Source organism: Pseudoalteromonas luteoviolacea NCIMB 1942 (assembly GCF_001625595.1).
Taxonomy (GTDB): Bacteria; Pseudomonadota; Gammaproteobacteria; order Enterobacterales; family Alteromonadaceae; genus Pseudoalteromonas; species Pseudoalteromonas luteoviolacea_A.
This window is the reverse complement of record NZ_AUXT01000197.1, coordinates 1-15932: the sequence shown is the minus strand read 5'-3', so window position 1 is coordinate 15932 and position 15932 is coordinate 1. Positions and strand designations below refer to the sequence as shown.

10 protein-coding genes and 1 pseudogene are annotated in these 15932 nt (G+C 41.3%); 7 read left to right on the top strand and 4 right to left on the bottom strand.

Annotated features, from left to right (window positions below):
• Positions 1-119 precede the first annotated feature (119 nt).
• The 4 genes and pseudogenes from sppA to N482_RS19145 all read left to right on the top strand — a co-directional run.
• The gene (gene sppA, locus N482_RS19155) at positions 120-1991 is read left to right on the top strand and encodes a signal peptide peptidase SppA (RefSeq protein ID WP_063378627.1); all 1872 of its coding nucleotides are present in this window, start codon (positions 120-122) and stop codon (positions 1989-1991) included.
• A gap of 86 nt (positions 1992-2077) precedes the next feature.
• Complete coding sequence (gene ansA, locus N482_RS19150; RefSeq protein WP_063378626.1) at positions 2078-3088, top strand: asparaginase; 1011 nt, start codon at positions 2078-2080, stop codon at positions 3086-3088.
• 133 nt (positions 3089-3221) lie between these two features.
• A complete protein-coding gene (locus N482_RS26160; protein ID WP_063876413.1) occupies positions 3222-3440 on the top strand; it encodes a transposase DNA-binding-containing protein in 219 nt (72 codons plus the stop codon).
• Positions 3409-4145: pseudogene (locus N482_RS19145) on the top strand (IS4 family transposase); the annotation flags it as partial. The gene N482_RS26160 and the pseudogene N482_RS19145, both read left to right, overlap by 32 nt.
• Before the next feature lie 40 nt (positions 4146-4185).
• Here N482_RS19145 and gndA read toward each other — a convergent pair.
• Positions 4186-5559 (bottom strand): NADP-dependent phosphogluconate dehydrogenase, encoded by a 1374-nt coding sequence (gene gndA / locus N482_RS19140; RefSeq protein ID WP_063378582.1) that lies wholly within the window; start codon positions 5557-5559, stop codon positions 4186-4188.
• Positions 5560-5991: 432 nt separating this feature from the next.
• On the opposite strand from gndA, the gene pyk reads away from it, so the two are divergent.
• On the top strand, positions 5992-7425 hold the full coding sequence (gene pyk, locus N482_RS19135) for a pyruvate kinase (RefSeq protein ID WP_063378581.1): 1434 nt from the start codon (positions 5992-5994) through the stop codon (positions 7423-7425).
• A gap of 84 nt (positions 7426-7509) precedes the next feature.
• On the opposite strand, the gene N482_RS19130 is transcribed toward pyk, so the two are convergent.
• Together N482_RS19130 and N482_RS19125 are read right to left on the bottom strand one after the other, a co-directional pair.
• Entirely contained in the window at positions 7510-8334 is an 825-nt protein-coding gene (locus tag N482_RS19130; RefSeq protein WP_063378580.1) for a LytR/AlgR family response regulator transcription factor, read from the bottom strand.
• A 4-nt stretch (positions 8335-8338) separates the two neighbouring features.
• Positions 8339-9409 carry a sensor histidine kinase gene (locus tag N482_RS19125; RefSeq protein ID WP_063378579.1) on the bottom strand — a complete coding sequence of 357 codons (1071 nt, stop codon included), beginning with the start codon at positions 9407-9409 and terminating at the stop codon, positions 8339-8341.
• Between the two features lie 376 nt (positions 9410-9785).
• On the opposite strand from N482_RS19125, the gene N482_RS19120 reads away from it, so the two are divergent.
• Positions 9786-11978: a TonB-dependent siderophore receptor gene (locus N482_RS19120; protein ID WP_063378578.1), complete on the top strand. Its 2193-nt coding sequence runs from the start codon at positions 9786-9788 to the stop codon at positions 11976-11978.
• Between the two features lie 199 nt (positions 11979-12177).
• On the opposite strand, the gene N482_RS19115 is transcribed toward N482_RS19120, so the two are convergent.
• On the bottom strand, positions 12178-14178 hold the full coding sequence (locus N482_RS19115) for a S8 family serine peptidase (protein ID WP_063378577.1): 2001 nt from the start codon (positions 14176-14178) through the stop codon (positions 12178-12180).
• A 569-nt stretch (positions 14179-14747) separates the two neighbouring features.
• Here N482_RS19115 and azu point away from each other — a divergent pair.
• Positions 14748-15197 carry an azurin gene (gene azu / locus N482_RS19110; protein ID WP_155730653.1) on the top strand — a complete coding sequence of 150 codons (450 nt, stop codon included), beginning with the start codon at positions 14748-14750 and terminating at the stop codon, positions 15195-15197.
• Positions 15198-15932 lie beyond the last annotated feature (735 nt).

Here is a 15932-nt window from a genome sequence, read left to right as displayed (position 1 = left end):
TCAAATATGTACGGAAATTAATACTTCGTTACGTTTTAGGTGTAACACTCAGCTCACAACTAAGTTATGATATTAAATGAGAGTATTTAGGTACTATATTTAGAGGAATCACATTGAAGTTGATCGCAAAACTATTTAAAGGTATCTGGCACGCGCTGAACTTTTCGCGCAGGCTGATAGTAAACTTGGTCTTTGTAGCGCTTATTGTCGTCTTTGTTGCAGCAATAATGTCGTCTGACGAAGAGATCCTAGTGCCACAAGAAAGCGTACTTAGGTTGAACTTATCAGGTGTTTTAGTTGAACAGCTGACCTATGTTGACCCGCTAGATGCTGCGCTAAACGATGCTATGGGCTCAAAAGATATGCCCACCGAAATCTTGGTAGATGATGTAGTGAGAGTAATCAATGCTGCGGCACAAGACGCACGCATTCTTGCCATTACACTCGACCTTAGACATCTCCATCACGGACATCTTGATAAACTTCGTGATATTACTGATGCACTAGAGGCATTCAAAGAAACAGGTAAACCTGTTTATGCACACAGCCCATACTTTACTCAAACCCAATATTATTTGGCTGCTTCAGCAAATGAAGTCTCTATGCACCCGTATGGCGCTGTCAGCCTAAGTGGCTTTGGTACATACCCAATGTATTTTAAGGATGCTTTGGACAAATTGAAGGTTACACAGCATATCTTTCGTGTCGGTACATATAAATCAGCTGTAGAACCATTTATCAGAAATGACATGTCAGAGGCAGCAAAAGAAGCTAATAAACTGTGGTTAAATAGTTTGTGGACACAATACAAAGAAGATGTCTCAGCTAAAAGGCCATTTGATATGCAAAACTTTGATGAAACGCTTGCTCAGCTTGGTGATAAAATGGCTACGGTTTCTGGTGACTCTGGGCAATTTGCACTTAAGTATGGTTGGGTTGATAAGCTTGAAACTGATCAACAGTTCAATAGTAAATTGGTTGAGATTGTTGGAAAGCAAGACAAAAGCAATGCCTACAGACAAGTCAAATATAGTGATTACCTCACATCGATATCAGGGTTTAATAACCTCCCTAACCCAATCTCTGACAAAGTAGCCGTTGTTGTTGCTAAAGGCCATATTGTTGATGGCAAACGCAAAGCCGGTGTAATTGGTGGTGATTCTACCGCAGCTCTATTACGAAAAGCTCGCCTCGATAACAAAGTAAAAGCCGTTGTTCTACGTATCGACTCTGGTGGCGGGAGTATGTTTGCGTCTGAAAAAATTCGTAATGAGGTGCTAGCCATTAAAGCAGCAGGCAAACCGATTGTGGCTTCAATGGGCTCAGTTGCCGCCTCGGGTGGTTACTGGATTGCGGCTTCAGCAAATGAAATTTGGGCTTCTCCAAGCACGATTACGGGTTCTATTGGTATTTTTGGCACAATTTTCACTTTTGAAAACTCGTTAAAAGAGCTGGGTGTGTATTCTGATGGAGTCGCAACAACAGAGCTTAAGTCATCGTCCGTATCACGAGGGCTGGACCCAGAATACGCAGACATCATTCAAATGAGCATTGAAGATGCATATGACAAATTCTTATCTATGATCTCTGAGTCGCGTAACTTAACCAAAGATGCGGTTGACGAAGTCGCACAAGGGCGTGTTTGGTTGGCGCCACAAGCGTTAGAATTTGGCCTTATTGATAAACTAGGTACCAAGCAGCAAGCTATCGAAGCCGCAGCCAACTTAGCAAGCCTTGAGCATTATGATGTGATCACTGTCGAGCAAACCCTGTCTGAAAAAGAGCTGTTAATGCAACAAATCTTTGGTGCAGAGCTGGTACAACCTTTCATTGAAAACGAAGTGCAATCAGCCGACCCTCTTCAGGTAATCACAAAACAAGGCGTGAACCAGCTGTTAGAGCAAGTCCAAAAAAGTGCAAAAATGATTGAACTTTATAATGACCCCAACAGTATTTATAGTGTGTGTACTATGTGTAACGTTTCACATTAGTACAATGGTGCATAAGGTTAATGAATAAACTGCAATGTGGTGCTGCAGTTGATATACTAAGCCCAGAAATTTTTCTGGGCTTTTTTATGAAAAGAAAAAAAATCTATATTGCCTATACAGGTGGCACAATTGGTATGAAGCAATCCAGCAGAGGCTACGTACCAGTTGCTGGATATCTAACAGAAACGGTAAAGAATAACGCTGAGTTTACCCGTGAAGAAATGCCTTTATTCGATATTCACGAATACTGCCCACTGATAGATTCTTCCGACATGTCGCCAAAGCATTGGCAATTAATTGCGGAAGATATCAAATCCAAATACAACGATTATGAGGGCTTTGTTGTACTGCATGGTACAGATACAATGGCTTATACAGCCTCTGCTCTGTCATTCATGTTCGAAAATTTAACTAAACCGGTGATCGTGACAGGCTCGCAAATACCCTTATCTCAATTAAGGTCGGATGGTCAGGTTAATTTACTTAATGCAATGTACCTCGCCGCTAACTACCCGATTGCTGAAGTGAGTTTATTTTTCAACAACAAATTGTTTCGAGGTAACAGAGCGCTAAAGGCGCATGCGGATGGTTTTGATGCATTTGCATCACCAAACCTGGCACCTCTTGCTCAAGTTGGCATTAATATTCAACTAAAAGAAGGTAAATTAAGCCCTTACGTTGACCAAGATCTCGATGTAACGTCAATTCATTCACAACCCATTGCGGTGCTGCACCTTTATCCAGGGATAAGTGCTACTATGGTTGAAAACATCTTATCTTGCGATGTAAAGGCGCTCATTTTATTAAGTTTTGGCGTTGGGAATGCCCCCCAGCAAGAAACAATACTTAATGCTTTGAAGTCTGCATCAGAGCGTGGAGTTGTGATTGTCAACTTAACGCAATGCATTCAAGGTCAAGTCAATATGGGCGGATATGCCACAGGTAATGCTCTGCTAAATTGTGGTGTAATAAGTGGATACGATATGACTTTGGAAGCCTGCCTTACTAAATTGCATTACTTGTTCAGTCAAGAACTTGAATTAGAGACCATTCGTCACTTAATGCAAGATGACTTGAGAGGTGAACTTACACGCTAGCACCCTATCAGGTTTATATGCCCTAAAATGACGGGCAATAATGCATTAAAAAAGGCTGTATTATGCCTGTCTCTTATACACAAATCCTCGCTAAGAAATTAGCGGGGATGTTTTTGAACTAAACTTCCTTAGTGTGATCAGATCTTCAAACCATACACCGAAGAAGATAATCATTGACCAACATACCAAGTGGGCAGAGCAACAATTTGCAAAAAGTGAGTTAGGAGATCTACGAAGAACAGCACGTTTGGTAAAGTTAGCTTCGACACTCGCTAACGAACCTGGAAAACCCCTTGTGAACATCATACAACCCGCCGCTGATATGGAAATACCTTCAATACAAGCTACATGAGCAGCAACGATTCATCGTACGGTCGATGCAAAGTCGTCATATTGAAGAGGGAGAAGATAAACTCTATCCATTTGCCAGCGAATTTAAAAGCGCAGGAACGAAATGTATTGAAATAGCGCAAAAAGGAGACCGAAAATCGCGCACAGCCACATTGGATATCACCTTCGCCCCAGTGACGTTAAATTACGTAGGGTGTGCAGAACGGAATAATCCCGATAGAGGCTTAAACTGGTATTTACTCACTAGCGACCCTGTCACGAGCAAAGAAGAAGTACTCGATATTATTAGGTACTATGAATATCGTTGGTGAGTTGAACAGTACCGCAAGGCCTGGAAAAGTGAGGGTACAGACATAGAAGGGTTACGATTACAAAGCCAAGACAACATGGAACGACTGGTAACCATTAATGGTTTTATAGCGACACGAATATGACAACTGAAGTTCACAAATGACTTTCCAGAGAATCGAAGTTGTGAAGAGGTATTATCTTGTTAAAGGATGGAAATTACTATGGTTAAAAAGGATAAAAACAAAGCTGCCAGATAGCGCTCCAGATATGAAATGGGCTTATCAAGAACTAGCCAAATTGGGAGGCTGGAAAAATACAAAACGCACAGGGCGAGCATCAGTTAAAAGGATGGCTCAAATTACAAGCCATCCTTGAGGGCTACGATTTAGCAAAGTCTCTTGAGTCAGACTTGTGATCTAGAGACAGACTGAAGTGGCCTTTTTTGATTTCGCGGTCTATCTCACCTTTTCAGGCAGGTCGACTAAATCAGTAAGGTGAGATGTTTCACCACTGTGTGTCTTAATACCATGTTCACCAAAATAGTCACGCTGTGCTTGTACTAAATGACCATTACTCGGTGTACTTAGGGTTGCAATATAAGTCTGAGTCGATGCCAGTACAGGAAACGCAAGACCTGTTTGAATCGCTTGTCCCGTAATGCTTCTAAGTGCATTCGCTTCATTTGTTAGCGTATCAATAAAATCAACACCCTTTGCAATATCATCTAAATAATCAGCACGAATGATACAACCTGCTCTCCACGTTTGTAGCGTTTTAGCAAGATCCACTTTCCACTGATGTGAGCGAGATGCGCCTTTAATCAGTGCCAGACCCTGTCGGTAGCAAAGAAGACTCGCAAAGTAAAATGCTGACTTAAGCTCTTCCAAGTCAATATCAACCTTATTTGTTTCTTTTGCTTGATACGTCATTTCTTTAGCCGCTAACGTACTAATTGTGTTTGTTAAATGACGGGCTTGTACCGCTGCAACAAGAGATGGAACCGCAATACCTAACTCCAATGCGTTTTGAGCCGTCCAAAGACCGGTGCCTTTTGCGCCAACTTTATTATCAATTAAGTCAACTAGTGGAGTTTGGCTACTGTCTTCAAGGCTAAGGATATGGCGAGAAATAGACAGTAAATAACTATTTAACTCTCCCTCAGACCATGACTCAAAAATTTCAGCCACTTCATTAGGAGTTCTGCCAGTGCCAATTCTTAGCAAGTGGTAAATTTCTGCTATTAGTTGCATCAAAGCATATTCGATGCCATTGTGCACCATTTTTACGAAATGTCCGCTTGCCGATTGACCTACACGCGCAAAGCAAGATTCTTCATTGTAACTTGCAGCTACTTTTTCAAACCAAGGTACTAAACGCTCCCAGCCACCTTCTGATCCACTGGCCATCATTGCTGGGCCGTGACGTGCACCTTCTGCCCCGCCAGAAATACCCATTGTCGCAAACTCAAATTTATTTTGATATTTAAGTTTACGAGCTATGCCATCTTTGTAGTTACTGTTACCGCAATCAACAATGATATCACCCTTTGATACGCCGGCTTCAATCAATTCAGTACATACGGTATCAACCAGCTCACCAGCTGGTACTAACAATAAAACCGAACGAGGAGACTCAAGCCTTTTCACCATATCACCGAGATCCGATACGATATGGAGACGCTCTTCTACACCTAACGATTGTGCGCAGCTAATTAACTCTGCACCAGCGTCTGGATTTTTATCATAGGCGACTAACGTCATACCTTTCTCAATTAAATTAAGCGCGAGGTTTTTGCCCATCACACCTAAACCAACTAATGCAACTTGCATTAAGTTTCCTCCTCGGTAACAACCACACTTTAATTCGTTTTCACGATGTCGAGTACATTATACCTGAGTAGCATGTAATGTGCTGCTCTGGCCACTCTATATACTAAGCTGTTAAAGTTTAGTACTAATTCAGTCATAACACGCTTCAACACAAGCAAATTTTTTGCCTTACACACTGGCTGATCGCATTATAAGTCAGAGTGTTAAAAGAGATCTTATCTCACTCTAAGATTGACGACACCTGACACCGGTGTCATAATCACGTCATACAGATCATATAATTTAATTTGTGTATGAAAAAGGGTTAAACGGCAAAACTTTACAGAAAAGCGTGATTATCTGACATTATTTAGTCAAACAAGCTGTAAATGATTACTTTTCAACCTACTTTTCAAGAATGATGTTAGCAAGTACAGCCTACAGGAGAATCTGATGCTTAGACGCACAAAAATAGTTGCCACATTGGGACCAGCTACAGATAGAGATAATAATTTAGAAAAAATCATACGCGCCGGTGCTAATGTAGTACGACTAAACTTTTCCCACGGGGTGGCGCAAGATCATAAAAACAGAGCTGAGGCTGTTCGAGAAATAGCTAAAAGATTAAATAAGCACGTTGCAATCCTAGCCGATCTTCAAGGTCCAAAAATACGTGTATCAACATTTGCACAGGGCAAAGTCGACTTGCAAGTAGGCGCCAAGTTCACACTTAATGCTGAACTAGGTTTGGAAGAAGGTACTGTCGAGTCAGTAGGTATAGACTATAAAGAGCTGCCGCAAGATGTACAAACTGGTGACCTACTTTTGTTGAACGATGGTCTTATCCAGTTAACTGTCGATAATGTAGTTGATCAAAAAGTAAATTGTACAGTTACCGTTGGCGGCATACTGTCAAACAATAAAGGGATCAACCGTTTAGGTGGTGGCCTAACAGCGCCTGCTTTCACAGATAAAGATAAGAAAGACCTAATTACTGCAACTGAAATTGGTGTTGACTACATCGCAGTGTCATTCCCTCGTAGTGGCGATGATATGCGTTATGTACGTAGCCTTGCAGAGAAAGCCGGTTCGAACGCTCAGCTTTTGGCAAAAATAGAACGTGCAGAAGCTGTCGATACAATCGAAGCGATTGACGACATTGTTTTAGCGTCGGACGCTGTAATGGTGGCTCGTGGAGATCTGGGTGTTGAAATTGGTGATGCCGCACTCGTAGGTAAACAAAAGCAAATCATTAACCGTGCACGCTCTTTGAACAGAACTGTAATCACAGCAACACAAATGATGGAATCGATGATCGATAACCCAATGCCTACACGCGCAGAGGTTATGGACGTCGCTAACGCAGTACTTGATGGCACAGATGCAGTAATGCTTTCAGCAGAAACAGCCGCAGGTGATTACCCTGAAGAAACGGTAGCAACGATGGCACGTGTATGTTTAGGTGCAGAATCACAGCCTGAGACGCATATCTCTAAGCATAGACTTGACAGCATGTTCTCTGATACTTCAGAAACGCTAGCACTGTCTGCGATGTACGCTGCTAACCACCTCGATTCAGTTAAAGCAATCGTTGCACTGACAGAGTCTGGTAACACGTCTAAGCTTATGTCTCGAATTAGCTCAGGATTACCTATTTTCTCTCTTTCGCGACACAGCTCAACACTAGGTCAAACAGCGCTTTATCGCGGTGTTTATCCAGTGTATTTTGATTCAACAAGCTGTACAGCCGACACAATTGTTCGCGATGCATTAAATACGCTAGTCGAAGGTGGCTCGTTAGAAAAAGGCGACACAGTTATTCTGACACACGGCGATCTAATGGAAACTATTGGTGCAACCAATACAATGAAAATAGTCACCGTGTAGAGGCTTAATCAATCTATAAATTCTTAAAGCCCAACTTAATAAGTTGGGCTTTTTGTAGCCAGACTAATAAGCTAAGTACAGATATTAACTCGACAATGCAGACTTTACTTTATCACGATAGCTGCGGCTTACTTTTAACTCTTGGCCATTATCTAATACCAATAAGTATTCACCGCTACTTTGTGTAACAAGTTTGCTGATTTGACCCGTATTTACAATTGCAGAGCGATGTACTCTTACAAACAACTTGGGATCTAGCTCCTGTTCAAGCTCTTTCATCGTTTTTCTTAAAATATGAGTCTGACCATCTGCGCAGTGAAGACACATATAATCGCCTGCCGCATCAATCCATTGAATTGTCGCAGTAGACACTCTGATAATCTCCCCCTGTTCTTTTACAGCTAACGATTCAGGAAATTTCTTATCTTCAATCACATCGCCTGTTGCTAGTTTTTTCAGGATTTCTTCACAGTTGTTGCCAGTGATCCCTGCGACAAAGCTAGCAAGCTTTTTCTTATGGGCATTATCTTGTTGGGTTTTTAGATAGCTCTGCACTTTTTCTATCGCCTGTTTTAGTCTGTTGTCATCTACTGGTTTGAGTATGTAATCCAAAGCGTGGATCTCAAACGCCTTTACTGCATAGTGATCAAAAGCCGTAACAAAAACTATTGCAGGTAAGGGTTTAACACTCTCGCTAAGGGTTCTCGCAACCTCAAAGCCATTCATGCCCGGCATTTGGATATCTAAAAAGACCAAATCGATATCTTGCTGCTGGCACAATTCAATGGCTTTTTGGCCACCATTACAAAGCTCAACTACTTCTATTTCTTCAAAATCTTTTAGTCTGACGGCCAACCCTTTTCTGGCTAACAGCTCGTCATCAACAATTAGCGTTTTAATCTTGCTCATTACTTCACTTCTCGGCCTTTTCAAACGGAACTCGTATATTAGCCTTCAATCCTGAAGGCGCATTATTTGACAGCACAAACGAGAAATTATTCTCGTAGAGCGTTTTTAATCTATCTTGCGTGTTTGCAATGCCAACACCACCTGCGCTTTTCAACTGCCCATTGTCTAATTCTGCGCCAGGGCCATTGTCTCCAACTTCTAACAATAGCTCATTAGCAAATACTTGTGCTTTAATTTCTATCTTGCCACCTTCATCCATATGTGCAATGGCATATTTGATTGAGTTTTCGATCAGTGGCTGCAATATCAAGCTGGGTACCAATGCTTGCTTTGCTTGCTCTGTAATATCTAAATCAATGGCCAAACGCTCATCAAAGCGGACTTTTTCTATTTCTAGATAGAGCTTTAAAGCATGAAGCTCCTGCTCTAGCGGAACTTTTTTTATTGGATCTGTATTTAGGGTATACCGCAAGAAATCACTCAATCGGGATACCATTTGATTGGCATCTTTATTTTCCTCAACCAGTACCAACGTTGATATAGCATTTAAGGTGTTAAACAAAAAGTGAGGGTTTAATTGATAGCGAAGCATTTTCAATTGTGCTTCGTGCGCCATGGTATTGGCTTTTAGCGCTTTTTGTCTCTCGCTTTGTAGTAACTGATAGTATTTAATTCCAAAATATAAGCCACTCCAACAAAGCACTATATATACAGAGTCTAGACCTTGCTGTAGATAGTAAAACCACTCATCTGGCCGATAACCGTGTCGGTATATCTCCCAGAGATTATATTTTTGAACCACAGACCATAATGTGCCCGTTACATAAGACACGCTAAACACAACAAATATCAAGAGCCAAGGTTTTGCATTCCAAACGCGGCGATACAAATACCTTAGTGGCACCGTCATTAAACAACCGGCATAAGCATTGAGTACTATCACAAACACGTAAATATCACGCATTTCAAATACTTTGGAACCTATGTAATTTACCAGAGCGTAGCCAATCCACCCTGAAATTTGTAGTACCCAAAAAAATCTTTGTCTATTATCGACGAGAGCTTGCCAGTTCAAATTTACATTTACCTCTTATAACTTATCTTGATTATATCCTAATGAGATCTGCTTAATCACTACCAACGGTCCTGTATTTCCCTCTATTAACCGCAAAAAACATACCAATGAATAGCTATCAAAAATGATTCAATACAAACACTTAAATTTTTGTTTTTAAGCGCTTTAATCCTTTAAACAACCTGTTTACATATGGGCATACTAAGACAGTAGTGACCTTTATAGGTACAAATGTAAACCTTTAGATATAAGATATGTAGTGTATATTTCAAAAACTATAACAGGCTGTTTAATGTACAAAATCACAATAAAACTTTATTGATAACCGTTATCATTTTCAATATTATTTGCGCAATAATTCTAAATAGGGAATAACATGCGCTCATTCAACAAAAAATATCCAACGCTTATTTCTGCTCTAGCCATCGCGCTTTCTGGCGCCGCTATCGCAAATGACAAAGTAAACAATAAAGAACTCGAAGTAATTGAGGTTAGCCCTAAAGGCCTAATCTCCTACGTTAGTGCCAGTGCTTCTAAATCAGACGTACCAATAACAAAGACTCCTGTTTCGGTTTCAGTTTTAACCGCTCAGCGTATTTCAGATCTTGGCGCGGAAACACTACAAGATGCAATTGGTTATGTGGCTGGTGTATATAATGGCCCCTATGGTGTCGATACGCGAGGAGATTGGTCTAAAATCCGCGGTGTCGACCCCCTTGTATACGTAGATGGCTTGCAAATGCAGTTCGGCCACTACAACAATACCCGAGTTAACCCTTATACATTGGAACGTGTTGAAATTTTGAAAGGCCCGTCTTCTGTTTTGTATGGCCAAGGTTCAACTGGTGGTATTGTTAACTCTGTATCAAAACGCCCCCATGAAGAAACCCAAGGCGAGCTTTGGGCTCAGGTCGGTAATTACGACCGAGTGCAAGTTGCTGGCGATTACAATACGTCGTTTGGCGATAGTAACGAATATCAAACACGCGTTGTTGGTGTCTACCGAGACAGTGGTACACAAACAGACTTTGTAGATGATAATACGCTTGTTTTTGCGCCCAGTTTTGTCTGGGGTATCAGTGACAACACGCGCTTCACTGTGTTAGCCAACATGCAAAAAAATGAGTCAGGGTCTTCGACTCAGTTCTTCCCACACGAAGGTACAATCAAACCTGCACAATATGGACAGATCCCTAGTGAGCGGTTTGTTAGTGAACCAGGTTGGGATCGTTACGACACAAAGCAATTTGCGTTAACTACGATTTTAGAACACAGCATTTCTGATGACACACATATTAGTTGGTCAACTCGTTATAGTGATAGCGCGTCGGAGTACAGAACTATCTTTTCTTGGCCTCCTGGGTTTCAGCAGGACAAGCGCTCAATAAATCGTATCTATAGCATGACAGACGGTGACGCGACCAGCTTGTTAAGCGATATTCAGATACATCAATATGTTGATTTTGGAGATCTAGAAATCAACATAGTTGCAGGTATCGACTACCAAGATGCAAAAACAGATGCTGATACCCAACGTGGTGCAGTGAGTAGCCAACTAGATCTATACAATCCAGTTTATGGTCAAGCTAAAGCATTACCAACAACGGTCACTGTCGACACACCTGAAAAAGTCGACACACAGCTGGGTGGATATATTCAAGCAACATTTGAGTACGATGGCTTTGTTGTTAATACCGCATTACGTCACGACAATGTTGATACAGAGACATTGGGCAAATCCGACAGCCAAAGCGCAACAACTGGTCGAATTGGCGCTTTGTATTTGTTCGACAATGGTCTTTCCCCCTATGCAAGCTATTCAGAATCTTTCCAACCGCTCTATGACTTAAAACCCCAAGGTGGCGCGTATGAGCCAAAAGAAGGTGAGCAGTTTGAATATGGTGTTAAATATCAGCCTATGGGTACTGAGCATTTAATTACCGCAAGTGTGTTCCATATCACGGACAAAAACCATATTCGCCGTGTATCCCCTACTTTGCATTTGCAAGATGGAGAAGTTTCTGTTGAAGGTTTTGAGTTAGAAGCTCAATTAGAGTGGGAACAATTTGATGTGTATGCATCATATGCTTACACGACTACCGAAAATGACACAACACCGCAATCGCCTGAAACAATTTTGGCTGGCGCATTTGCTGTTCAAGATCCAACCCTTAGAGCGGCTGCTTCACAAGGTGCAATTGGCACAATTGCGACTGATGATGCTCCTCTTTCTGCTACGCCAGAGCACTTAGCTTCTATATGGACAACTTATCGTGCTGACAATCTCATTGAAGGGCTTAAATTTGGTGTTGGTATTCGTTATGTAGGAAAGACTTTTGATGGTAGCCGTTCTGTAAGTGTTGGTGGTATTGATTATCACAAGGCGCTGACGACTGACAGCTTTACTCTTTACGATATGATGATCGGTTATAACTTTGGCGACTATGAGCTAAGCTTAAACGTCGATAACTTAACTGATAAAACCGTCATTACAAGCTGCCTAGTGCGCGGCGACTGCTTCTATGGACAACGTCGCACCGTGACTGCGAATTTAAAATATCGCTTCTAACTATAGTAGCTATGGCAATTGAAACAGTGCCCTTTGACGGAGCACTGTTACCTGCCTTCTCCAAACTTAATAACATTAAAACTGAGAAAGCGGCGCAATAGACATTTAGGTAACCCACGATACATACCTAGTTTAAGAATAAAAAAGGCGACACACCCGTGTCGCCTTTAACTCTACTTCTCAATCATACAATAAGGAATTAGTTACACTGCCCTAAATCTGTCCAGGCTTTCCAATCGTTACCGACATTTGAATTTTGCTCAGGGTTTGCTGCTCTGTTCCACCAGTTACTGCGATATTTACGACCGTTGTACGCGACCTCCGTACCAGCAATATAGATTTTTGCTGAAGACCAAGCGTCTAAACCGATACAAGCGGTTTGATTGCCACCACCTGTAACAATCACAGATTTAGCAACACTGTGTGTTGCACCAAAGTCATCCGTTACAGTCACTGAAACTTGATAGCTGCCTGCATTTGCAAAAGTATGAGACACTTTTGAACCAGTTGCGCCAAAACCATCGATATTCCAGTCATAGCCTATAATTTGGCCATCTGCATCACGGCTAGAAGTTGCGTCGAAAGTACAAGCTAGGTCATTACAGCTAAAAGTAAAGTTCGCAACAGGTGCCGTGTTATCTTGTACTCCACCACAGCCGTTTGTCGCAATATAGTCAGATGCAGCCTTTGCTTGCACCAAACCGAATCCATACTCATCATCGCGACCAACCGTGCCTAAATCGATGGCAGTTGCGTTTAGTGCATTTCGAATGTCGACGTTAGAACAGCTTGGATGTTGACTCCACACCAAAACAGCTACACCGGCTACATGGGGGCTTGCCATCGAAGTACCTGATTTTTCGCTGTAATCTAAAATAGATTCTAGCTGCAAATCAACCGTTGAGCCCACCGAACTTTGGAGTACTGTGCCTTGCTCCTGAGACAAAGAGATAACTGGGATGGTCACACCGTGTACACCATCACCCAGTGTTCCGCCAAATGTTCCTGGCGCATTGTTATATATAATAGCAGCAACGCCATCACTCGCTTGGCAATTCGCCGCTTTATCTTTGAAAGATGCACCACCACGTTCAATTAGACAGATACTTTGTCTTGCTGCACAGTTTGTAAGGCCCTGACCACAGTCAACAAGCTGTGCACTGACCTTACCTTCGACTGAGTTAGTCATACCTGCACCTTGAGCAAACACGCCACCAGCAGTCACACCTGCTAATACACCTGTACCTCTTGGAACAGTTGATAGTATGTTAGTACCCGGAGCCGCGATTTCTACTTGTACGTTATACTGGGAAGAAGGGTTCTTAACACGGTTTTCATCAATATTCGCTACAGAAACAACCGTGTCATAACTCGCTGGGTAGCTCATTGTTGCATTGCCGTCATTACCAGCAGCCGCAATAAGTAGTACACCTTTATCATATGCAGCTTGTAATCGCTCTTGGAAATATTGACTCGGGCTGCCGCCACCCAAACTCATGTTAATGACTTTAGCGCCATTTTCGACACAGTTGTCTACTGCATGGGCAATACGTGATGTTAAACCTTGTCTACCCTCGTTGTCGAATACACGCACATTGTGGATGCCCACTTTATCATTTGGTAAAACACCAACGACACCTTCGGAATTTTTGCGTGCTACGATTGTTCCTGCTACATGAGTACCATGGCCTGAGCCATCTTGATACCAAGTAAGACCGCCTGGTAGATCTGTAAAACCAGTTGCATTTTGAGGTAAGTCTGGGTGTCCTAGGTCATAACCAGAATCAATAACACATACTTTAAATAAGTCAGCATTTGTATCTTGTAATAATGTTGCTTGCACTTCTGCTAAACCATATGGTGAGACCTCATCTGTCGAAGTAGCATTGAATGGCACGTATTCATAATCCTCTTCGATATACTTGTACTGGCCAGATGCTTTCAATTTAGCTACCTGTTCAGATGTTAAATCCATTGTTACAACAGTACCAGAACCGTCATTAGAGAGTATTTCCGCAGCTGGCTCTGCACCAAAGTCTAGTGCAATATTCGCTCTGGAAAAACGACTCGTTTCAGGCGCAAAAATACTTAAATCACTTTGTTTTAAAATATACTGTTTGGTTTCTTGAGCTTGCCCGGCTGTTGACGTAAGTGCAGATAAAGCGAGCGCTAACGAAGTTAGCTTGAATGTATTTTTCATGTTAATTCCTTAGTGGATAGTTTTTATTGTTGTCGCATCCACTGCGATGATTTTCCTACTTGCTGTTAGCCTGTACCTTTTTCACAAACAAACTATCTGTTAAATTTTAACTTTGCAACCTTTTATTAAAATTTATTGTCGAAAGAATTAAATAAAAATGTCATTTCAGGCAAAAAAGAGCATCGAAAATAACAAAAAGTTTAACAATCACCCTAACCACTCGAGATATGTTAAAACTATTGGCTAAATGAAATTTACAATTACAAACTGACAACATTCGGAGAAATAACAGTCTCCTTAAAATTTTTACGTGGTAGCTGAAAGGCAAGTTTTTTGGAGGGAGTAACACTCTTTAGGTCAAACAGTTCACGACCCTAACTAGGTGCGACTTATTATTGGCCTAATATTAGCTTGTTAATCGGTGCGCATACACCATTCAAACCTCGCTTCGTTCCTTGAAAACATTACAAATAGTCATCCAGAACCCCCCAAAATACCGAATAAAGGAATTTACTAATGAATCAGTTTGCAAGATAATGATAATAATTTCTATTCAAGGAGTAACATCAATGAACAACTTGGCTAAATTCGCGGTTGCAGCACTGGCTTTTTCGGCTTTCCATAGTAGTGCCAATGAGTGTGAATTATCCATAGAATCTAATGACATGATGCAGTTTTCCAAGAAAACGATGTCAGTTCCAAGTAAATGCGAACAAGTTAAACTCACTCTCATTCATACAGGAAAACTCCCATCATCTGCGATGGGCCATAACTGGGTGTTAACAGAGAAGCAAAATGTGAAAGCTGTTGCATCTGATGGCATGCGTGCTGGCGTAAAGAATAGCTATGTAAAACCTGATGATGACAGAGTTTTTGCATTTACCAAAGTCATTGGCGGAGGCGAATCAACTTCCATTACTTTCTCGACAAAGGGCCTAAGTAAAGATGGAAATTACCAATTCTTTTGCTCATTCCCAGGCCATTTTGCGATCATGAAAGGAACTTTCAAAATAGTGTAACTTCCAACCAGATATTCAGCCAGAATCGGGAACAGCAACGATTCTGGCTGCACTTTTAAACCACTAAGATTAAATATGCGCAGCACTAAAACCCGCAACAAATATAAAAGTAAGGCAGTAAATCGTCTTTGCGCATCTAAAAGTGGAAGAGAGCCAACCACTTACCGAAAAAATAACGGTTACTATCATTATTAACGCATCTTTTGTGGGCGTAGTGCCGATTGAAAGCATAAAAATTAATGCCGCGAACCCAAACCAGCATGCCGTAGAAAAATGCCATAGATTCTTCAAGACCCTTTTTGTACAGTACTTTCCAAAAAGGTATTTCGGTTCAACCTTGTCTAGCGCTTTTTTTGTTAGAATCAGTTTGTAACCAATATAATGGTGTAACGTGCCTATTAAACAAATCAGGACAAAAACAGATATAGGCATGACTTCCCTTTACATATACTTCAGTAATATTTTATTGAGTAATTTCCAAAACAAATCCATCACTCAACGCAAGATATTATAGCGCAACAAGATATAAATATTTGCATTAATTCGTTTTTGACAATTAAATTGCATATTTTCATGCATCGCGATCACCACTAAGGACTTCTCATGAATACATTAACAAACAAATTGAGCAACCAAACCTCTACATGGAGCAAAGCTTCGAAGAGCGATTAAGCTTATTACTGGAGTATGAAATCACTGGCCGAGAGCAAAGATGTATAGAGCGGTTAACGAAGC